Source organism: Pseudomonas sp. UBA4194, from assembly GCF_002379585.1.
Lineage (GTDB): Bacteria > Pseudomonadota > Gammaproteobacteria > Pseudomonadales > Pseudomonadaceae > Aquipseudomonas.
Map to the genome: position 1 here is coordinate 31,361 of NZ_DFUE01000030.1, position 19,909 is coordinate 51,269.

General features: G+C 63.5%; 18 protein-coding genes. 5 read left to right on the forward strand and 13 right to left on the reverse strand.

The genetic code is table 11. From position 1 onward, the window contains the following. Positions 1-2: 2 nt before the first annotated feature. The gene (locus B3397_RS08430; protein WP_296249009.1) at positions 3-902 is read right to left on the reverse strand and encodes a LysR family transcriptional regulator; all 900 of its coding nucleotides are present in this window, start codon (positions 900-902) and stop codon (positions 3-5) included. Between the two features lie 117 nt (positions 903-1,019). Between B3397_RS08430 and B3397_RS08435 the strand changes: the two genes are divergently transcribed. Together B3397_RS08435 and B3397_RS08440 are read left to right on the forward strand one after the other, a co-directional pair. Then, complete coding sequence (locus B3397_RS08435) at positions 1,020-1,448, forward strand: VOC family protein (protein ID WP_296249012.1); 429 nt, start codon at positions 1,020-1,022, stop codon at positions 1,446-1,448. Further along, positions 1,448-2,035 (forward strand): glutathione S-transferase family protein, encoded by a 588-nt coding sequence (locus B3397_RS08440; RefSeq protein ID WP_296249015.1) that lies wholly within the window; start codon positions 1,448-1,450, stop codon positions 2,033-2,035. Before B3397_RS08435 ends, B3397_RS08440 begins: the two co-directional genes overlap by 1 nt. A gap of 9 nt (positions 2,036-2,044) precedes the next feature. On the opposite strand, the gene B3397_RS08445 is transcribed toward B3397_RS08440, so the two are convergent. The 4 genes from B3397_RS08445 to B3397_RS08460 all read right to left on the reverse strand — a co-directional run bounded on the left by B3397_RS08445 (position 2,045) and on the right by B3397_RS08460 (position 7,193). Next, positions 2,045-3,772, reverse strand: coding sequence for a PAS domain-containing hybrid sensor histidine kinase/response regulator (locus tag B3397_RS08445; RefSeq protein WP_296249017.1), 1,728 nt, complete (start codon positions 3,770-3,772; stop codon positions 2,045-2,047). 89 nt (positions 3,773-3,861) lie between these two features. Next, complete coding sequence (locus B3397_RS08450; RefSeq protein ID WP_296249019.1) at positions 3,862-5,040, reverse strand: MFS transporter; 1,179 nt, start codon at positions 5,038-5,040, stop codon at positions 3,862-3,864. Positions 5,041-5,148: 108 nt separating this feature from the next. Next, positions 5,149-5,928, reverse strand: coding sequence for a substrate-binding periplasmic protein (locus B3397_RS08455; protein WP_296249022.1), 780 nt, complete (start codon positions 5,926-5,928; stop codon positions 5,149-5,151). A 119-nt stretch (positions 5,929-6,047) separates the two neighbouring features. Continuing rightward, positions 6,048-7,193, reverse strand: a complete 1,146-nt coding sequence (locus B3397_RS08460) for an alpha-hydroxy acid oxidase (RefSeq protein ID WP_296249024.1) — start codon at positions 7,191-7,193, stop codon at positions 6,048-6,050. Between the two features lie 150 nt (positions 7,194-7,343). Here B3397_RS08460 and B3397_RS08465 point away from each other — a divergent pair, with 150 nt between their 5' ends. Then, positions 7,344-7,961 (forward strand): helix-turn-helix domain-containing protein, encoded by a 618-nt coding sequence (locus B3397_RS08465; protein WP_296249025.1) that lies wholly within the window; start codon positions 7,344-7,346, stop codon positions 7,959-7,961. Positions 7,962-7,972: 11 nt separating this feature from the next. On the opposite strand, the gene B3397_RS08470 is transcribed toward B3397_RS08465, so the two are convergent. From B3397_RS08470 to B3397_RS08485, 4 genes are read right to left on the reverse strand one after another with little or no spacing between them, the layout of a single operon-like run. Further along, a complete protein-coding gene (locus B3397_RS08470) occupies positions 7,973-8,887 on the reverse strand; it encodes a dihydrodipicolinate synthase family protein (RefSeq protein WP_296249026.1) in 915 nt (304 codons plus the stop codon). A gap of 24 nt (positions 8,888-8,911) precedes the next feature. After that, complete coding sequence (locus B3397_RS08475; protein ID WP_296249029.1) at positions 8,912-10,720, reverse strand: ABC transporter permease subunit; 1,809 nt, start codon at positions 10,718-10,720, stop codon at positions 8,912-8,914. Then, a complete protein-coding gene (locus tag B3397_RS08480) occupies positions 10,717-11,811 on the reverse strand; it encodes an ABC transporter ATP-binding protein (RefSeq protein ID WP_296249031.1) in 1,095 nt (364 codons plus the stop codon). The genes B3397_RS08475 and B3397_RS08480 overlap by 4 nt, the downstream gene beginning before the upstream one ends. 20 nt (positions 11,812-11,831) lie before the next feature. Then, positions 11,832-12,893: an extracellular solute-binding protein gene (locus B3397_RS08485; RefSeq protein WP_296249032.1), complete on the reverse strand. Its 1,062-nt coding sequence runs from the start codon at positions 12,891-12,893 to the stop codon at positions 11,832-11,834. A 165-nt stretch (positions 12,894-13,058) separates the two neighbouring features. Here B3397_RS08485 and B3397_RS08490 point away from each other — a divergent pair, with 165 nt between their 5' ends. After that, positions 13,059-14,477 (forward strand): FAD-binding oxidoreductase, encoded by a 1,419-nt coding sequence (locus B3397_RS08490; RefSeq protein WP_296249034.1) that lies wholly within the window; start codon positions 13,059-13,061, stop codon positions 14,475-14,477. A 3-nt stretch (positions 14,478-14,480) separates the two neighbouring features. Here the strand turns inward: B3397_RS08490 and B3397_RS08495 are convergent, their stop codons facing one another. The 4 genes from B3397_RS08495 to B3397_RS08510 form a co-directional block, all read right to left on the reverse strand. Continuing rightward, positions 14,481-15,746: an aspartate aminotransferase family protein gene (locus B3397_RS08495; protein WP_296249036.1), complete on the reverse strand. Its 1,266-nt coding sequence runs from the start codon at positions 15,744-15,746 to the stop codon at positions 14,481-14,483. A gap of 74 nt (positions 15,747-15,820) precedes the next feature. Further along, positions 15,821-16,726, reverse strand: a complete 906-nt coding sequence (locus tag B3397_RS08500; protein WP_296249038.1) for a LysR family transcriptional regulator — start codon at positions 16,724-16,726, stop codon at positions 15,821-15,823. A gap of 85 nt (positions 16,727-16,811) precedes the next feature. After that, positions 16,812-17,348 (reverse strand): 2,4'-dihydroxyacetophenone dioxygenase family protein, encoded by a 537-nt coding sequence (locus B3397_RS08505; RefSeq protein WP_296249039.1) that lies wholly within the window; start codon positions 17,346-17,348, stop codon positions 16,812-16,814. A 145-nt stretch (positions 17,349-17,493) separates the two neighbouring features. Further along, positions 17,494-18,921 carry an amino acid permease gene (locus B3397_RS08510; protein ID WP_296249041.1) on the reverse strand — a complete coding sequence of 476 codons (1,428 nt, stop codon included), beginning with the start codon at positions 18,919-18,921 and terminating at the stop codon, positions 17,494-17,496. 252 nt (positions 18,922-19,173) lie between these two features. On the opposite strand from B3397_RS08510, the gene B3397_RS08515 reads away from it, so the two are divergent. Next, positions 19,174-19,857, forward strand: a complete 684-nt coding sequence (locus B3397_RS08515) for a tRNA (adenine(22)-N(1))-methyltransferase (protein WP_296249043.1) — start codon at positions 19,174-19,176, stop codon at positions 19,855-19,857. Positions 19,858-19,909: the final 52 nt, after the last annotated feature.

Genomic DNA, 19,909 nt, shown 5'->3' on the forward strand with positions numbered 1-19,909 from the left:
GCCTACCTGCTCGGGTCTGGCGTCAGTTGCTGCAACCGTGGACCCATCCACTCCACGAACGCCTTGACCCGCGGTGAAAGCTGCAAGGCGTGGGGGTAAACCCACTGGATCGGCAGATCAGCGGGCTCGAAGGCTTGCAGCACCCGCACCAAACGACCGTCTGCCAATTCCTCGGCGACCTGGTAATGCATCAGTCGGGTGATGCCCACACCCTCGACGCAAGCCAGGCTGGCCGCGCGGATCTGGTTGCACACCAACCGGGGGCTGATGTCCTGGGCTGATTCATGATCGCCGTGTCGGTAATACCACTGGCGGCCCTGCGCGGCCACGGCGATACAGGCGTGCGCCGGCAACGCCGCCGGGTTCGGCAAGGCCGGTGCACGGCGCAGATAGTCAGGGCTGGCACAGGTGATCAGGCGGGTCACGCCTACCGGGCGCGCGACCAGCGTGGAGTCAGGCAGGTGGCCAATGCGCAGGGCCAGGTCCAGGCGTTCGTCGAGCAACGGCACGACGTGGTCGATGAACATCACGTCCAGGGTAATTTCGGCATGCTCGCGCAGAAACGCGTTGACCAGCGGCGCAACGAAGCGCTGGCCGAATTCCACCGGCGCGGTCATGCGCAGCAGCCCCCGCAGCACGCCGTCCCGGGCGTCCAGACGCTGCTCCATGTCATCGAAGTCCGCCAGCATGCGCCGGCTCCAGTTGAGGTACTGCTCGCCCTCGTCGGTGAGCGCCATGCGCCGCGTGCTGCGGTTCAGCAACCGCACGCCCAGGTAGTGCTCCAAAGCCGCCAGCGACCGTACCAGGGAGGCCACCGACTGCCCTGTGCTGTCGGCAGCAGCGCTCAGGCTGCCGCTGTCGACGATGCGAACGAAGTTGGCCATTGCCTTGAGCCTGTCCATTGCCGTCCTTTCGATTAGTGCGGTGAGTGCATAGGTATTGTCAGCTTCGCACCATAGGTCAGAGGGGCCTGCTGGGCGAGACTGGGAACACACAGGTCAACCGGAGGTTATATTGCCATGAGCCCACACTTACCCAATCCATCGCGAATTCTGGCCTACGACCATATCGGAATCCGCGTCAGCGACCAAAGCCGCGCCATGGCTTTTTACCAGGCCCTCGGCTTTCAGGAAACCGCGCGTTTCCCGCGTTATGAGGCCAACGAAATGCTCAGCGCAGATGGCGTGCGCATCAACCTGATCTTCAATGGCGTGCGCGTGCCCAGTGCGCACAATGCGTTGCTGGACGCACCCATCAAGCTGCCCGGCATGACCCACCCGGCGTTCATCGTCGATGACCTGCAGGCCTTGCAGCACTGGCTGGGCGAGCAGGGCATCACGATCACCGAAGGGCCGCACCCGATTGGCCCCAGACGCGTTGCCTTGTTCATCCGTGACCCGGACGGCAACGTGCTTGAATTCAATCAACTCATCGATGGAGAGGCATGATGAAACTGTATGACCTGGATGTTTCTGGCAACTGCTACAAGGTCAGGCTATTCGCGGCATTGGCCAACATCGACCTGGAACTGATACCCGTAGACCTTGCCAGCGGTGCGCACAAGCGGCCACCGCTGAGCGATCTCAACCCGTTGCAGCAGGTGCCGGTGCTGGAAGATGGCCCGGTGGTGCTGCGCGATTCCCAGGCCATTCTGGTTTATCTGGCCGGCCAATATGGCGGTCTGGCGTGGTGGCCGGCGCACCCCGAGGGCCAGGCGCACGTGGTGCAGTGGCTGTCGTTTGCGGCCAACGAAGTGCAGCACAGCGTCAATGCCGCACGGCTGGTCCGCAAGTTTGGCTACCCGTTGGACCACGCAGGCGCGCTGGACAAGTCGAAGCTGACGCTGACGCTCCTCGACCAACACCTGGCGCACAACGACTGGCTGGCGATGGGGCGGCCCACCATTGCCGACTGTGCGGTGTATCCCTATGTGGTGCTGGCGCCGGAGGGCGACGTGGACCTGCAGCCTTACGTGCATGTCGGGCGCTGGATCGAACGCCTGCAGAAGTTGCCGGGCTACCTGGCCAAGCCCTGAAGTGCGGACCTAGCCTGGCCCGCTCAGCAGCTGCTCTATTCGGCCGGCGAGCGCGGCCATGGCGAACGGCTTGGTCAGCAGGTGCATCCCGGACTCGAGCTGATCCTCCCAGGCCTTGGCGTCTTGCACATAGCCGGTGATGAACAGCACCTTCAAGCCGGGTCGCAGGCTGCGTCCGGCATCGGCTACCTGGCGGCCATTGATGCCGCCAGGCAGGCCGACATCGGTGACCAGCAGATCGATACGCCGATCCGATTGCAGAATCGCCAGGCCACCGGCGCCGTCAGTGGCCTGCAGCGTGGTGTAGCCGAGATCTTCCAGTACCTCGGTCACCAGCATGCGCACGGTGGGCTCGTCATCGATCACCAGCACCTGCTCATTGCGACTGGTGAGGGCGGGCAGTGTCGAACTCTCGCCGGCTTCGGCGACGCTGGCCATAACCGTGGCCCGCGGAAGAAAGAGGGTCATGCGGGTGCCGACACCGATCCGGGATTGCACGCGCACACTGCCACCGGACTGACGCACGAACCCGTAGATCATCGACAGGCCCAGCCCAGTGCCTTCGCCCATGGGCTTGGTGGTAAAGAACGGGTCGAAGGCGTGGGCGATCACCTCGCTGCTCATGCCACTGCCGGTGTCGTGCACGCTCAGCGTCAGGTAGTCGCCAGCGGGTAGCTCGTTCTCGGCCGCTTCCAGGGGCGCCAGGGTGCAATTGGCTGCGTGGATGGTCAGGACGCCACCCAGCGGCATGGCGTCGCGGGCGTTGATGCACAGGTTGAGCAGGGCGTTTTCCAGCTGGTTGGGATCGACCTGGGTCAGCCACAGGTCGGGCTCGCTGTCGACGCTGACCTGCACCGAGGGTCCCACCGTGCTGCGAATCAGCTCGAGCATGCCCAGCACCAGTTCCTGGACTTCCGTGGCCCGGGGCTCGAGGGTCTGGCGACGAGAGAACGCCAGCAATCGGTGGGTCAGGGCTGCCGCTCGGCGGGAGGCCCCCAGTGCCGCGTCGAGGTAGCGATCGATGTCGCCGATACGACGCTGGTCTATGCGCAGCCTGAGCATCTCCAGACTGCCCATGATGCCCGTCAGCAGGTTGTTGAAGTCGTGGGCCAGGCCCCCGGTCAGTTGCCCCACCGCTTCCATTTTCAGGCTTTGCCGCAGTTGCTGCTCGAGCAGGCGCTGGGCTGTCATGTCCAGGCCTACACCGGTGCGTCGGACAGGTTCGCCCGCTGTATTGAAGTAGGTATGACCACGCGACAGCACCCAGCGCACCGAGCCGTCCGGGTGGACGATGCGGTACTCGAGCTCCAGATCGCCGCTGTTTACCAGGCCGCCGGCCATGGTCCTGCGCAGGGCCAGCAGGTCGTCGGGGTGGACGTTGGCCAGAAAGCCGCTGCGCTTGATGCCCGCGGCGGCCTGCAAAGGGTCGATGCCGTACAGTTCGCTGATACCGGCGTCGCAATAGAAGCAGTCGTTGGACACTTCATAGGTCCAGACACCGACCCCGCTCACCGCCGACAGCGCCAGGCGGGCGAAGTCCATGGAGTCATGCAGCGCGGTCTCGTCTCGCTGCTCGACGGTCACGTCCCGGGCACTGCCTTCGCGGGCCTGAATGACCCGCAGCGCGGCGTGTTGGGCGTCTTCGAAACTGGCGTAGTGGCCATCGTTGACCTGGCTCTCGAGCAGCGCGCGCAGCGCCAGGTCGAGGGCCATGTCCTGGGGTGCCCGATAGGCCATGCGCGGTTCTCTTGCTGAAAAGGGGAGCGGGGGCGGGATTATCACATAACTGGGCGGAACCGGTGGTGGCGGGTCCGCCAGACCACCCTCTAGGCGCAGCTCTGCACTTCCTGCCGTCCACCCCGTGGCCAGGCCACGCTGAGCAAGCCCAGCAGCGCCATTCCCGCACCCACCCACAGCGGCGCCCGCAGGCCGTAACCGGCGTCGATGACCGCACCGCCTGCCCAACTTCCCAGGGCCAGACCTGCGGTGATCACCGAAGTATGCAGGGCGTTGACCAGCGCCGAGGGCTCGGCGGCTTTCATCACACGGGCAACCATTGCCGGGTTCAGCGCCACACCGGTCAGGCCTACGGTGATGAAGCAGGTCAGGCTCAGCCAGCGTAGATCGCCGGCCAGGGCAAAGCCGGCCAACGCCAGCACCAGCAACGCCAAGCCCCAGCGCAGTGCTGCGAAGGTGTGGCTGTCGGCGAAGCGGCCCACCACGATATTGCCGACCACGTTGGCGACGCCGTACAGCGCCAGCAGCGGAGCGACCTGGCTCGGCGCCAGGCCGACTTCCTGAATCAGAATCGGTGTGCAATAGCTGAACGCGGCAAAGGTCGACCCGATGATCAACCCGCTGGTCAAGTAGGCTCCCCACAGGCTCGGACTGGCCAGGGTCAGCCACTGTTGACGCAAGCTTGGCTGCGCCCCCGGTTCACCCCGCGGCAGGCGACTGGCCGCCAGCACCGTACACACCAGGGCCAGTGCCGCCACCAGCCAGGCGCTGGCACGCCAGCCGAAATGCTGCTGCACGAAGGCGGTCATGGGCACGCCAATCACCGGGGACAGCATCAGACCGGCCAGCACCACGGAGATTGCGCGACCCCGCTCCTGAGGCGCGACCAGGCCTGCGCACAGGGTCATGCACAAGCCGATGCACACGGCGCTGGAGACACCCATGACGATGCGCGCCAGCACCAGCACTTCATAGCTCGGCGCTGCGGCGCCCAGCGCGCTCGCGGCCACATACACGGCCAACAGCGCCACCAGGGCACGGGTGTTGTCGATGCCGCGCGACAGCAGCAGAATCGTCACGGGTGGCCCACCCAGGGCCATGCCCAAGGCATAGAACGCGATCAGGTTGCCGACCTGAGCCAGGCTGACGGAAAAGCTGTCGACCAGGGCCGGCATCATCCCCGCCACCATGAATTCGGCGGTCACCAGGGAAAAGATGGTCAGGCCCAGCAGATAGACGGCCGGGGGAAGTGCGGAACGGGTGGTCATAGGTGTCTCGGGCAAAAGCAAAGGCCCATACCCTAGGGATTGTTGAACAGATGGTCAAATATCCAATGGGCATAGCGACCGAACGCCGCGTTTGGGCAACGCTCGCCGCTAGGGGCCTGCATCCTGCGCATAGACATCCATCAGCCGCTTGAGCGTGCCATCCTTGCGCAAGGTGGCCACGGCCTCGCGCAGCCGCTTGACGATCGGCTCGGCGCAGTCCCTGGAGCACGCCAGGTACAGGTCGGAGGTCATCAGCACCGGGCTCATCAGCAAGGGCCGGTCCGACACTTCACGCCAGATGTAGCGTGATTCCGGTACGCCGTTGAACCAGGCGTCCACCCGCCCCAACAACAGCATCTGCGCCGGGTTCTCGCCGATCTTCAGTGGGTAGATCTGCTCATCGCTGAAGCCCTCGTCGCGCAACTTGCGCTCCTGGGCACTGCCCATGCCGACTGCGATGCGGTGGTAGGTCTTGCGTGCCTGGGCGAAGGTTTCCACGCGGTTTTCCAGGCTGAAGAACGCCCGGTCCATGGACATGATGGGCGCGATCCAGGTGTATTTCGCTTCCCGGTCCAGCGTGCGCGACAACGGGATGATCAGTTGGTCCTGACCGTGCTCCACCGTTCGCTGCGCTCGGGGCCAGGGCAGGGTGATGAGGTGCAGGTCGTAACCGGCCATGGCGGCAGCCTTCACGGTGGCTTCGCCGACAATGCCCCGTTGGCCGGGCTGGCCTTGCATGCTCAGGGGAGGGGCATCGGGTAGAAACAGATCCAGGGTGCGCGACGGCGCCGCCCCAGCCGTACTGAGCCAGATGGCAGGCACCACTGCCCACAGCAGCGCAAGTGGCAGCCTGTGCGAGCGATGGCGCGAGGGGGTCAAGCGACCCATGACGGTACTCTGATGTGATTCAGTGACATGCTACCTCCGGGAGCGGGAAGCATAGTCGCTATTGCTCGGGAGTGCTTGTAGCCATGGCAGGCAGGTGCGCTGCCACGGCGTTCGCAAATCTACGGCGCCATCAGCCCCCCATCGATGTCCACGATGTTGCGCGCGCCGCTGTTACCCATGGTCAGGTCGAGTTCCCGGCGCAGCATCCGGGCCGTGTGCAAGGCTCCGGCTTCACCGCCCATGGCCGTGCCGTAGAGAAATGCCCTGCCGACCATGACGGCCTGGGCACCCAGGGCCAACGCCTTGAAGATGTCACTGCCGCGCTGGATATTGCTGTCCATGAGGACGGTCAGCCGGCCGGCGGCGGCCTCGACGATGGCGGGCAGTGCGTCGATCGGTGCTACAGCGCTGTCCAGATTGCGCGCGCCATGGTTGGACACCACCACGCCATCCACACCATGGTCGATGGCCCGCAGCGCATCATCGGCGCGCACGATACCTTTGAGCACGAGGTTGCCCTTCCAGATTTCCCGCAGCCTGGCCACATGTGCCCAGGTCAGCTGCGGCGTATGCTCCAGGCGTTGCTTGCTTCCGCCACCCAGGATGGTCTGCCGATAGGCCTGGGGATAGTTGGCGAAGCTGGGTGCACCGCCATTGATCATGTAACGGCCCAGCACCTTGGCCAGCCAGTGGGGATGGCACATCACGTCCAGGGTATTGCGTACCGAGTATTTGAACGGCATGCCCATGCCATTGCGCACGTTGTATTCCCGATTGGCGTAGACGGGGGTGTCCACGGTCAGCACCAGTGTTTCAGCCCCAGACTGTCGTGCGCGCTCCACCAGTGCCTCGGACATTGCCTGGTGCTCCCAGAGATACAGCTGGAACCACAGGTTGGCGCGGCTGTTGGCGGCGATTTCCTCGACACAGGTAATGGCTTCGGTGGCGGCGCAGAACGCAATGCCGGCTTGCGCCGCCGCCTTGGCCAGGGCGATTTCGCCTTTGTACCAGACCAGCCCTGCGCAGGCCGTGGGGGCGACCACGATCGGGATCTGCAGCGTCTTGCCGAACAGCTGGGTGGAGGTGCTGCGGGGGCTCGCACCCTGCAGAATGCGCGGGGCGATCCGCTTCTGTTCGAAAGCACGGCGGTTATGCGCCATGCCGCTTTCGTCTTCGGTGCCACGATCGATGTACTCGAAAATGGCGCGGGGCAGGGTGCGCCTTGCACTGCGGCGCAAGTCTGCAAAATTCAACGCGTCGATCACCGCTTCTGTCCTTGTGCACTTTAATTAGACTAAAGGCTATATCTATCACTATACGAGAATTAACTCTGGATGAGAGAATCCGCGGGTTGACTGCTTTGCCGCAACGTACAAACCTATAAAGCTGCACGCTATTTCTGATCAAGGACTGCTATGGACTTCCAACTCGCACTGGACCGACCCGAGGCCGATTTCACCGAAATCGCCGATGACGAGGCGCCCATCGACATTGGCGCTCGGGTCCGCTCGCTGCGCCACGAGCGCAAATGGACCTTGACCCAGACGGCGAAATTCACCGGTCTGTCGCTGTCTGCGTTGTCCAAGATCGAGCGCAACGAGTTATCGCCCACGCTCAGCAGCCTGAGCAAGATCGCCAAGGGCTTTGGCATCGAGGTGGTCAACCTGCTGTCTGATAACGAGCGGCCGTTTGCGGTCGGGCGGCGGAGTTTGAACCGCCACGCGCATGGGCTTCAGGTGGCGACCACGACATGCCAGAACACCTGGCTGGCGGCCGACCTGAAACACAAACGCATGCTGCCGATGAAATCTCGAGTCGTGGCCAAGCATCCCGATGAGTACAGCGAATGGCCCAGCCATGCGGGCGAGCTGTTCGTGTATGTGTTGTCCGGCTGTCTGGTGATTCATTCGCAACTCTACGCACCGCTCCGGTTGGAGCCTGGCGATAGCTTGTATTACGACGCCCGCGCCGGTCACAAGTGGACCAGCGAAGGTGTCGATGAAGCCGTGGTGCTGTGGGTCTACGTCGACTGAGTGAAGCCGCGTTACAGGGCTTGAGCGGCAGGCAACACACCGCTGGTGCGCAGGTCGTCCATAGCCAACCGCAGGCGCTCCACGGTCAGTTCACCGGGCGCCTGCAACGGCGACAGCACATCGCCGCAGTCCTGATCGATCATCTTCATCGCCGCTTTCAACGGCCCAGGGTTGGCCTCGGCGAACAAGGCGCCCAACAGCGGCAACAGCCGGCGCTGCCCGGCAATGCCTTCATCGAACTGGCCAGTGCGGAAAATCTCGTACAGCCGCAGCCAGTAATCCGGCAGCAGCGGCGATGAAGCCAGGATTCCGCCCCGCGCACCGAGTGCCGCATGAGCGGGATAGAGCAGGTCTTCACCCGACAGCATCTGAAAGTCCGAAGTGGTCAGCGTCATGACTTCATTGAAGTGGGCCATATCGGTATTGCAGGCTTTCATGCCGAAAATCGAGCCATCGGCTTCCATGTCGGCGATGGTCTGGGCCTCGGTGACGATTCGCGTCCGATAGGGCACGTCATAGAACAGGATCGGCATGTCCACCGCATCGCGATACGCCCGGAAATACTCACGAATACCGCTTTGGGTGGGCGAGACGTAGAACGGCGTCACTGCCAGCAAGCCATCTGCACCGGCCGCCTTGAACGCCTTGCCGGCGCAGACCGATTCGGCAAACCCTGGCGAGACCATGCCGGCAATCACCGGAATGCGGCCATCGGCAACTTCCACGGTGATTGCCACCACCCGCTCACGGGCCTGGGGTGAAAGGGCGGTGTACTCACCCGTGCCACCAATGGGCACCAGCCCCTGTACGCCGGCGGCAATCAGGTTGTGCAACAGCTTGCGCAGGGCAGTGTCGTCCACCGCGCCGTCAGCCGTGACCGGCGTGGGGAAGGGCGGCAGGATGCCATGCAAGAGAGGGACTGACATAACGGCGTTCCTATTCATGAGAAGTCATTTGAGCTGACGTTGGCTGTCGCGGCTGCTCAACCGGTTCGCCAGCAACAGCACTACAGCGATCAATGCCAGCAGCAAGGTGGAGACGGCGGAGAGCAGCGGGTTGACCTGTAGGATCGCGCTGTCCCACATCTGCTTGGGCAGTGTGGCTTGCATGCCACCACTGACGAACAGCGACAGGGTCAGCTCGTCGAACGAGGTCACGAAGGCGAACAGGAAGGCGGCGAGCAAGCCGCCGCGCAGCAGGGGCAGGGTCACGTAGCGCAGCGCGCGCCAGCGGTTGGCGCCCAGGCTCCAGGCAGCGTTGTCGTAGCGCTGGTCGTAGTTCTTCAGCACCGCCATCACGCTGACCACCACATAGGGCACAGCCAGAATGGTGTGGCCCAGTACCAACCCGGTGACGCTGCCAATCAACGCCAGTTTGGAAAACAGATAGAACAGCGCCACGGCGATCACGATGCGAGGCAGGATCAGCGGCGATAGCAGGAACGCCAGCACCAGGGCATTGCCACGCTTGAGCCCGCGCATCAGGCCGAAGGCTGCGGGCGTACCGATCAGCATCGACAGCAGCGCGGTGAGCAAGGCGACCTGCACCGAGCGCAAGGTGGCAGCAACCCACGCCGGCGACTCCAGATAGGCTTCGTACCACTGCCAGCTGAAGCCCTTGGGCGGCCAATCCAGCACCGAGGTTTCAGTGAAGGAGATGGGCACCATGACGAAGGCCGGGGCCACCAGGAAAAACAGAATGACCAGCACCACCAGCCACAGGCACCAGCGGCCCACAGGCCGACGCCGACGGGTGGGTGATGTTCCTGCCAACGGTGACAGCAGCCTGATCAGCAGGTCGCTTGCCCGGCCCAGCGCCGCCAGAATGACATTGCCAACGCGGGACAGCAGGCGCGAGCCGCCGGCTTTGCTTGGGGTATGTGCACCACCGGCCAGGGTCGACATGCCGAAGACGCGGTCGTACACCAGAAACACCACCAGCACAGCCACCAGCAGCAGGACCGACAAGGCCCCGGCGAACTCCCAGTTCAACATCTCCTGCACCTGCTGGATGATCAACTGCGGCAGCATGATGTCCCGTGGGCTGCCGAGCAGGGCGGGGGTGATGAAAAAGCCCAGGGCGGTAATGAATACCAGCAGGCCCCCGGCTGCCACGCCAGGCATCGACAACGGAAAGTAGATGCGCCAGAAGGTGCTACCGGGTGGTGCGCCCAGGGTCATCGATGCACGTGACAGGTTCGCGTCGATGTTGTCCAGCACCGAGAGCATGGTGATCACGCACAGGGGCATCAGGGCATGCAGCATGCCGATCATCACCGCGCTGAAGTTGTACAGCAACTCAGCGGGCGCGTCGGTCAGGCCCACTGCTTGCAGCCATTGGTTGAACAGCCCGTTGCGCCCCAACAGCACGATCCAGGCGAAGGTGCGTACCAGAAAGCTGGTCCAGAACGGCAGCATCAGCCAGAACATCAGCCGGGCACGCGTCTTGTTCTGAGTGGTGGCGATCAGATAGGCCACGGGGTAGCCGAACAATACGGCAAAGAGGGTGGTCCAGCCGGCGCACTGCAGGGTGATGACCAGCACTCGCCAGTAGATATCCCGCGACAGCAGGCGGTCGTAGTTGTACAGCGACAACTCGCCCTTACGGACAATGCTCAGGCCCAGAAACTCGGCGACCGGGTACACCATCAGCAGCATCAGAAACAGCACTGCGGGCAGGACCATCATCCACGGTTTGAGGCGAAAGGGTCGGCGCATGGATGCCTGGGCCAGCCCCACTTCCAGGGTGGCCTGAGTCATGCGGCCTCCTGGGTCGGCGTGGCGGGCAGCAGCACCGTATCCGAGGGATGCCAGACCACCCACACGGCCTGGCCGGGCTGACTGGTCAGGCCCTGCTCGAAGGTCAGCCCGGCCACCATCAAGGTTGCACCGCCGGCAGTGGTGATCAACGACCGCGTGACGCCGCCGGTGAAGATCACCTCGGTCAACACCCCCTGTATCGAGTTCAGGCCAGGTTCCGGTGCACTGGCCAGGCGCATGCGCTCGGGCCGCACCATCCAGTTCAGCGGGCCGCTATGAGCGCCGACCGCGTGCAAGGAACCGCCCAATTCTGCACTGCTGATGGTCACCAGGGCCTCGCCCTGACTGACCGCCTGGCCGGACAGGATGTTCGATTCGCCCAGGAAGTCGGCGGCGAACACGGTGCGGGGCCGGAAGTACAGATCATTGGGCGTACCAATCTGCTCGATATGGCCATGGTTCATCAGGCAGACCCGATCCGACATGGTCAGGGTTTCTTCCTGATCGTGGGTGACGTACAGAATGGTCGTGCCCAGCTGCTTGTGCAGGCGTTTGATTTCCAGCTGCAGTTGGTCGCGCAGCTTCTTGTCCAGAGCGCCCAGAGGTTCGTCCATCAGAATGATGCTGGGCTGGTAGACGATGCAACGTGCCAGGGCAATGCGCTGCTGCTGGCCACCCGAAAGCTCGCGCGGATAGCGCTGGGCGACATGGGGCAGTTGCACCAGCTCCAGAACGTCCCTGACCTGCTTGTCGATCTGTGCCGAAGGATGCCGACGCATGCGCAGCGGGAAGGCAATGTTCTCGGCAATGGTCAGGTGCGGAAACAGGGCATAGCTCTGGAACACCATGCCGATGTCCCGCTCGTAAGGCGGCGCATAGGTGGCCAGTTGACCATCTATCCACAAGTTGCCACCGTCCGGTTCCATGAGTCCGGCAACCATCATCAACAGGGTGGTCTTGCCCGATCCCGAAGGACCCAACAGGGTAAGGAACTCGCCCTGACGCAGCTCCAGGCTGGTTTCCTTGAGTGCGACGAAAGAGCCAAAGCGCTTGTGCACGCCATCGACCCGCAATTTGATCGTTGTTGCCATAACGTCATTCCTCAGCGCGGTCAGCCCAGAATCCATTCATTGAACTGGTCCAGGGCTTCGCTCTTGTTCTCGGCCCAGTAGTCGTTGTCGATGCCGATACCCAGCTTGATGTTGTCCGGGTGGGTGGCCAGGTCGCGGGCGCGGTCGGCGGGGATGTACTGGAACGCCTCAGGCTGGGTCGGACCGTTCATGACGTACTCGGTCAACTTGGCCTGACGCTTGGCGTCGCAGGCAAAGGCGATGAACTGGCGACACAGGTCGGCCTTCGGCGTGCCCTTGAGAATCGCCCACACATCGACACCCCAGATGTGCTGGTTCCAGGAGATCGCCACCGGCGCCCCGGCGTCCCGCGCAGCCAGGATACGGCTGGCCCAGGTCGGCATCATGTCCACTTCGCCGCTGCTGAACATCTGCGTGGCCTGGGCACCGGAGGTCCACCATGCGGCAATTTCGGGGCGGATCTTGTCCAGTGAAGCGAAGGCGCGGTCCAGGTCACAGGGGTACACGGCATCGGGCGCTACACCGTCGGCCATCAGGGCTTGCTCGACACTGTCGAAGGGGTATTTGCGTAAACCACGACGGCCTGGAAATTGCTCCGCGTCCCAGAACTCCTTCCACGAGTTGGGGACCTTCTTGACCTTCTCGGTGTTGTAGCCGATGGCCGTGGAGTAGATGTCCGAGCCGATGGCATAGGGGGTACGGTATTGCGCTGGAATGGTCTTGATGACCGGGTGGTCGTCGAGCTTGTGCGCCTCGATCAGCCCGGCGGCCGCCAGTTGGTTGATACTCGACAGGCTCATGGAGCCGCCGATGTCCCAGGTGTAATTGCCGGTTTCGACCATGCTGCGGATTTCGGCGGTGGGCTCGGCGGCCGACGTGATGCCGACCACTTCGATGCCGGTCTCTTTGAAGAAGGGGTCGAAGAACGTCTCCTTGAAGCCCTGGGTCCAGTTGCCGCCCGGATCGCGAATCATGATGCGCTTGCTTTCGGCCCGCGCGGAGCCGATGAAGTAGGGCGCTGCGGCGATACCGACACCGGCCACACCCACTGTCTTGAGGAACGATCGGCGTGAACTTCCCATGCTTTCGGACCCTTTGCTCGTGTCAGACATTCCGATCTTGCCCTATAAAAATTCTCGTATAGTAATAATCTTGCCTTTTAGTGGATGCAAGAGTTATTTTTGTGGAATGCAAGCGCTGGGCCACAATGCCGTCAGCCTGGGCCATGGGAATTTCGAGGAGCTGTCATGCCAAGCAATGCGTTCATAGAAGCGGCACGGGCCATCGTCGGTCCTGCCAACCTGCTGACCGAAGCCGAGGATCTGCAGGGCTTCGTCAATGACTGGCGGGATCGCTACCAAGGGCTTGCCTGCGCGGTGGCGCGCCCGGCCAGCACGTCGGAGGTGATGGCGCTGATGCGACTGTGCGCCGAGCACGGCGTGCCGGTGGTGCCCCAGGGCGGCAACACGGGCCTGTGTGGTGCGGCCACTCCCGATGCCTCGGGCACTGCATTGGTGCTGTGGCTGGGCCGCTTGAATCGGGTGCGCGAATTCAACGAGGTGGACGGTTGCATAGTGGTAGAGGCCGGTGCGGTGCTACAGCGGATTCAGGAACTTGCCCGCGAGCACGGCTATTTCTTCCCCATGAGCCTGGGGGCCGAAGGCAGTTGCCAGATCGGTGGCAATATCTCCACCAACGCCGGTGGCACGGCGGTGCTGCGCTACGGTCCGATGCGCGATCTGGTGCTGGGGCTGGAAGTGGTATTGGCCGATGGCACGCTGTGCAATTGGCTGACCCCGCTGCGCAAGAACACCACCGGCTACGACCTCAAGCACTTGTTCATCGGTGCCGAGGGCACGCTCGGCATCGTCACGGCCGCCTCCTTGAAAGTATTCCCGGCGCCGCGTCAGCGAGAGTCGGCGATGGTGGCGTTCCAGGAGGTCGAGTCGGCGCTGACCCTGTTGATCGGCCTGCGCAAACAACTGGGCGACCGTTTGCTGTCCTGCGAGTTGATCAACCGCGCCCAGGTGCAGACCGTGCTGACGCACATGCAGGGCCCTACCTGGCCGATGGCGGCAGTGCCGCCGTGGGCGCTGATCATCGAGGTTACTGAAACCCTGGACAGCTACAGCCTGCGCGAGGCCCTGGAGCAGTTGCTTGGGCAGGCGCTGGAAGATGGAGTGATCGAGGACGCGGTATTGGCGTCATCCAACGCCCAGCAGGAGGCGATGTGGAGTGTTCGTCATAGCGTGTCGGAGGCGAACAAGCGAGCTGGCTACGGAGTCACCCACGACACGGCGGTGCCCCTGAGTGGCCAGGCGGTGTTCGTGCGCAGTGTGGAAAAGCGCTTGGCCGAGGAGTTCGCCGATGGTCAGATGCTGGTCGTCGGGCATATCGGCGACGGCAACCTGCATGTGATCCATATGCTCGATCCGGCCGCGTACCCGGGTGATGCCCTGAAACAGGCCGCTGTGCGCATCAATCGAATCGTCGATGAGGAAACCTTGGCGCTGGGCGGAGCCATCAGCGCGGAGCATGGCATCGGCCAAAGCAACAAAGCGCGCCTGGTGCACAGCAAAGGCCAGACGCAGATTGACCTGATGCGCCGGGTCAAGGCCGCTCTGGACCCAGAAGGGCGGCTCAATCCCGGCAAAGTGATGGACTAGGGGCTAGGCTGCCGGCGCAGGACGGCCCGCAGCAAAGCGCGCTGTCAGTTTCGCCGCGGCCACCTTGAACGCGGCCGTCATTTCCAGCACCACGCCATCGCTGTGCTCGAACGACAGGTACAGACGGCCGAACACCGATGGCATCACCAGCAGGCCGGCCTGGCGCAGCGCCAGGTGCAGTGCCGTGCTGAACTCGGCATTGGCAAACGCCAGGGCCTGGGCGTAGTTCGCTGGCGGCTGAGGCGACGGCCAGAGGGAGAAAACGTTGCCATAGCCACTGGTACTGACCGTGATGCCTTCAGCGCGGAAGATATCCACGATCGCCTCACGCAGACGCTCGCCACGGGCGATGAGCTGGACGTAGTCGGCGTTGTCCAGCAGGTCCAGCGTGCTCATCACCGCCGCGCAGGCCATGGGGTTGCCGCTGAAGGTCCCGCCGCGCTGCACACGGCCCTCCTCGAAACCGGCGAGAATGTGCGCCTTGCCGACGATGGCCGACACCGGCACACCATTGCCGATGGCTTTGCCGACGCTGGCGATGTCCGGATCCAGCCCAGCCTGATGGCTGGCCAACCCTGCGCTCTGCCGGAAGCCCATCAGTACTTCATCACTGATCAGCAGTGCGCCATGGGCGCGGGCCACTTTTTGCACGTGCTCGAGATAGCCCGGCGCCGGCATGATGCAGCCGGCATTGGCCAGCATGGGTTCAAGGATCACCGCAGCGATGTCAGGGTCTTCGTCGAACAGGCGTTGCACGTCGTCGAAGTCGTTAAAGCGCAGCAAAGTGGTGCGTGGGGTGGAGGGGCGCTGCTGGTCGCTGAAGCACGCTTGGCTCGAGTTGACATTGCCGAAGCTGACGTCATCGAACCAGCCGTCGAAGCCGGCGGCCATCTTGGCGATCTTGCCGCGTCCGGTGTAGGCACGGGCGGCGCGGCAGGCCAGGTGTACGGCTTCGCTGCCGGAGTTGGTAAAGATGACCTTGCTCAGCGCGCCGGTGTGCGCAGCCAGTGCCGAGGCGGCAGCGTGTTCGCGGGCATGGGCCCAGGAGGGTGCTGCCGAATCGCCCAGGGCAATGGCGACCTGAGCATTGACACGTTCGTTGGCGTGTCCCAACAGCACGGCGCCAAACCCCAGGGCAGTGTCGATGTAGCGACGGCCCTGGACATCCCACAGGTAGGCCCCCTTGCCGTTGCGAATGAACAGGGTTTCGCCGTCCAGGTCGGGGAGAATTCGGGCGGCACTGGAAACATCGCCGATCAGGTTGTGCATGAAAGCCTCGGTATCGTGTTCTTTGAAGGCCCGTCGGGCCCATGAAGTCGTTTATGCCGCCGCTGGGGTGACCTTCAACGGGTGTTCCAGGGACGGCTCGCCAGCTTGTGTTCGAGAAAATCGCGGAACACTCGAATCCGCGGACTCAGATGCTTGCGGTTGGCGTAGATCATGTAGATCGGTTCGTCCGGGTCGTGGGCGTATTGTTCGAGCAGTGGCACCAGGCGTCCCTCGCGGATGTCCTGACCGATATGAAACTCGGCCAGGCGTACGATCCCCGCGCCCTCCAGGGCCAGGTCGCGCTGCAGGTCGCCCTGGGCAAACGTTGCCTTGGGCACTACCGGCACGGTGATGCTCTGGCCGTCGATGAGGAAGCTCCAGGTATTCCACGCGCTGCTGAAGCCGAACGTGAAGCAGGTGTGCTCCAGCAGTTGCGCAGGATGCTCAGGTGTTCCGTGGCGGGCCAGATAGTCGGGAGAAGCGCAGATGATCCAGCGGCTCTGGCCTATCTTGCGGGCGATGCGCGTCGAGTCCGGCAGCACGCCGCTGTGGATGGCCATGTCCAGGCCCTGGTCGAACTGGTCGTTGAACTGCGCCCCCACCTGAATATCCACCGTCAGCCCTGGGTAGGCCGCCATGAATTCCGGCAGCCAGGGAATGATCTGGTGCTTGGCGAAGGTGGTCATGGTGTGGATGCGCAGCATGCCGCTGACCCGCGTTGGGAAGGCTTCGGCCAGCGAGTCGGCTTCGGCCATGGCATTGATCACGGCGCGGGCGCTGACCAGGTAGGCCGAGCCTTCGTCGGTCAGCGTCAGGCTGCGGGTGCCGCGCTGGAACAAGCGCACCTGCAGGCGATCTTCCAGCCTACTGATCAGCTTGCTGATGGCCGACGGGGTCATGTCGTAGGCACGTGCCGCAGCGGAAAAATTGCCGTGCTCGGTGGCCCATAGAAACGCCAGCAACTGTGAGTAATGATCCATTTCCTGCCTCCCATGACTGAGCAGAAGACTGGCAGCCCGGGCTGGGCGTGGCAACCAGCCCGCTCGGCGGCGGGCGGCCGAATGCTCAGCGGATGAACTGCTCGATGTAATCATCCGGCAGCCCGAGGCTCTTGTAGTGCGCCCGTGCGGCCTCCAGCTTGGTGAACACATCCTCGTAACCCACGGCCACGCCTTGGGGGTCGACGTAGGTATAGCCACCCTGCACATGAAACCAGGTGATCATCTCTTCCACGTCTTCGGGCACGAACAGCGTATGGGTCTCTCCCGGGGGCTCGAAGGCGAAGGAGCCTTGCTCGGCGATCCAGTCGTGTTCCAGATAGAACCAGCGGCCTTTGAGAACCAGCGCATGCACGCCGCCGGTATGCCGATGGCGGGACAGCACGCCGCTTTGGCGTACGCGCAGCAGGTTGATGTAGTAGCCGCCGGAGACGCTCAGCAACAGGGGTTTGAACGACACCGACTGGGTCACCGGTACCCACAGCGGATCATCTTCCAGCCAGGTGTCCAATACCCCCGCATGGACCATGTCGGGAGACATGAACGGGACTTGCGGCAGTTGATAGGGAATGGCGAGTTCGTCGGGTTTCGAGGCTACGGTCATGGGGACTCCACGGTCAGTCATTGCGGGCTCCGGCGCTTTGCTTGGCCGGGTTGCAGCTAGGTTAGAGAGCGAGCGTGGCGGGAAAAAGGCGTCCGCGGGCACACTCGCTTTGACGGGCAGGCACAGCGGATGCCCGGCGCGCTGCTCAAGGGTGGGCAGGTGGCGGTACCGATGCTTCATTCCGGGTCATGGCGCTGCGTTGCGCCGACAGTGCCGGCTGGCTTTTCTGTAGCCAGACCCCTATGCACACCAGCACAGCGGTGAGGCCCAGGGTCGACATCAGTTCGGCGCGCTGGCCGGGGAATGCCGCCATGATCACGAACACGGCCAGGATGAATACGATGGTCAGCACCGTGAGGTAGGGGAACAGCCACATCCGCACTTCAAGGCGTTTGCCCATGGCCACCAGCTTGCGACGCATGCACAGCTGCGTCACGGCGATCACCAGGTACATCAGCAGGGCCAAGGCGCCGCTGGTGGCCAGCAGGAACTGGAACACCCTGGCTGGCAGCAGGTAATTGGCGGCCAGCGCGGCCAGGGCCGCGAACGCGGTGAGGGAGACGGCCAACAGGGGGACGCCCTGAGCGGTGGTCCGCGAGACCGATTTAGGTGCGTCGCCGCGGCGCGCCAACGAATAGGCCATGCGTGAAGCGGTGTAGATCGCCGAGTTCAGGCAACTGGTCACGGCCACCAGCACCACGATGCTCATGATGCCCGGCGCCCAGGGGATATTCATGGCCGTCAGCACGGCCTGGTAGGAACCTTGGGACAGACCGGGCGCGTTCCACGGAATCAGGCACACCACTACAAACATCGAGCCCAGGTAGAAAAGGCCCAGACGCCATACCACGGCACGGATGGCTTTCTTGATATTGGCCTTGGGGTCTTTGGATTCGGCGGCCGCGATGGTCACCACTTCGCTGCCCTGGAAGCTGAACATGGCGGTGAGCAGGGCGGCGATGATCGCGACATTGCCATTGGGAGCGAAGCCGCCGTTGGCCCACAGGTTGCTGATGCCGCTGGTGGCGGAGCCCGGCAGCAGGCCAAGAATGGCCAGTACGCCAAGCACGATGAAACCGACGATCGACACCACTTTGAACAGCGACAACCAGTATTCCAGCGTACCGAACGAACCGACGCTCAGGCTGTTGCAGAACACCAGCACCAGGGTGATGGCGAAAGCTGCGCTCCAGTGGGGCAGCCCCAGCCAGTCACCCAGAATGTTGCCGGCCACGATGGCCTCGATGGCGATCACCAGTACGTAGAACCACCAGTACAGCCAGCCGATGGAAAAGCCCGCCCAGCGTCCGATGGCCTGGTCGGCATAGGAAGAAAACGAGCCGGTATCGGGACGCGCCGTGGCCATCTCGCCCAGCATCTGCATCACCAACACCACGATGGCCGCCGCCATCAGGTACGACACCAGCACCGCTGGGCCGGCCGCCGCAATGGCATTGCTCGAACCTACGAACAACCCGGCACCGATCACCCCGCCGATGGAGATCATCGTCACCTGTCGGCCTTTCAAGCCGCTCCCCAACTGGTCGTTGGTCTTGTCTTGGACACCCTGCATCAGCTTGCACCTCGGTTGAGCGCTTGTTGTTGTGATAGGCCATCGGCGCGGCCTTGCAGACAAGCTTAAGCGTTGACGCAAGAGGGGATTAGGGGCCGCGCCGTCATAGGGGGTGTGACGGCTGGTCATAGGTCGCTGAGCGCTGATTGACCGTTGCCGGCATTGGCGGTTGAAATCCACAGCCTCGCTCGACACAATCGCCCCCCCGATCCGGACGTGGGTGCCGGGTGTTTGCAGTCAAGTGAGGCGGCGGTGAACCAACAGACATTGTCGATGCGCCTGGAACAGGTCGCAGCCCATGTGCCCCAAGGGGCGCGCCTGGCCGATATCGGTTCGGATCACGGCTATCTGCCGGCCGCGCTGTTGCTGCGCGGTGCGATCAGCGGAGGGGTGATTGGCGAGGTTGCGCTGACGCCGTGGCACGCCGCCCAGCGCACGGTGGGCGAGAATGGACTGCAAGAGAAGCTCAGCGTGCGCCTGGCCGATGGCCTGGCGGCGATAGAGCCCGGGGACGCCATTGACGCAATCAGCCTGTGCGGCATGGGCGGCGAGACGATCCGCGACATTCTGGCCAGCGGCCAGGCCCGTTTGAGCGGCCGCGAGCGGTTGATCCTGCAGCCCAACGGTGGCGAGCAGCCATTGCGGCGGTGGCTGATGGAGAACGGCTATCGCATCCTTGCCGAGGCGTTGCTGCAGGAGAACCGGTTCTACTACGAGATCATCGTCGCCGAACGAACTGGCCCGGTGACCTACACCGAACAAGAACTGTATTTCGGACCCCTGCAGATGCAGGCGCGCAGTCCAGCATTCCTGGCCAAGTGGCAGCGCCTGCTCACGCTCAAGCACAAGGCCCTCCAAGGCCTGCCGCACAATAAGACCGCCCGAATCGCCCAACAAGCCGAATGGATCAAACAACTCCTAAACCCTACCCTGTAGCAGCGGCGTAAGCCGCGTCCGAAACCCCCTCTATCCCCTCATCCCCCATCCC

Bases quoted from the DNA above. Each gene is read 5' to 3' on its own strand.
- B3397_RS08430 (WP_296249009.1), bottom strand. From the start codon at position 902: ATGGACAGGCTCAAGGCAATGGCCAACTTCGTTCGCATCGTCGACAGC.
- B3397_RS08435 (WP_296249012.1), top strand. From the start codon at position 1,020: ATGAGCCCACACTTACCCAATCCATCGCGAATTCTGGCCTACGACCAT.
- B3397_RS08440 (WP_296249015.1), top strand. From the start codon at position 1,448: ATGAAACTGTATGACCTGGATGTTTCTGGCAACTGCTACAAGGTCAGG.
- B3397_RS08445 (WP_296249017.1), bottom strand. From the start codon at position 3,772: ATGGCCTATCGGGCACCCCAGGACATGGCCCTCGACCTGGCGCTGCGC.
- B3397_RS08450 (WP_296249019.1), bottom strand. From the start codon at position 5,040: ATGACCACCCGTTCCGCACTTCCCCCGGCCGTCTATCTGCTGGGCCTG.
- B3397_RS08455 (WP_296249022.1), bottom strand. From the start codon at position 5,928: ATGGGTCGCTTGACCCCCTCGCGCCATCGCTCGCACAGGCTGCCACTT.
- B3397_RS08465 (WP_296249025.1), top strand. From the start codon at position 7,344: ATGGACTTCCAACTCGCACTGGACCGACCCGAGGCCGATTTCACCGAA.
- B3397_RS08470 (WP_296249026.1), bottom strand. From the start codon at position 8,887: ATGTCAGTCCCTCTCTTGCATGGCATCCTGCCGCCCTTCCCCACGCCG.
- B3397_RS08475 (WP_296249029.1), bottom strand. From the start codon at position 10,720: ATGACTCAGGCCACCCTGGAAGTGGGGCTGGCCCAGGCATCCATGCGC.
- B3397_RS08480 (WP_296249031.1), bottom strand. From the start codon at position 11,811: ATGGCAACAACGATCAAATTGCGGGTCGATGGCGTGCACAAGCGCTTT.
- B3397_RS08485 (WP_296249032.1), bottom strand. From the start codon at position 12,893: ATGGGAAGTTCACGCCGATCGTTCCTCAAGACAGTGGGTGTGGCCGGT.
- B3397_RS08490 (WP_296249034.1), top strand. From the start codon at position 13,059: ATGCCAAGCAATGCGTTCATAGAAGCGGCACGGGCCATCGTCGGTCCT.
- B3397_RS08495 (WP_296249036.1), bottom strand. From the start codon at position 15,746: ATGCACAACCTGATCGGCGATGTTTCCAGTGCCGCCCGAATTCTCCCC.
- B3397_RS08500 (WP_296249038.1), bottom strand. From the start codon at position 16,726: ATGGATCATTACTCACAGTTGCTGGCGTTTCTATGGGCCACCGAGCAC.
- B3397_RS08505 (WP_296249039.1), bottom strand. From the start codon at position 17,348: ATGACCGTAGCCTCGAAACCCGACGAACTCGCCATTCCCTATCAACTG.
- B3397_RS08510 (WP_296249041.1), bottom strand. From the start codon at position 18,921: ATGCAGGGTGTCCAAGACAAGACCAACGACCAGTTGGGGAGCGGCTTG.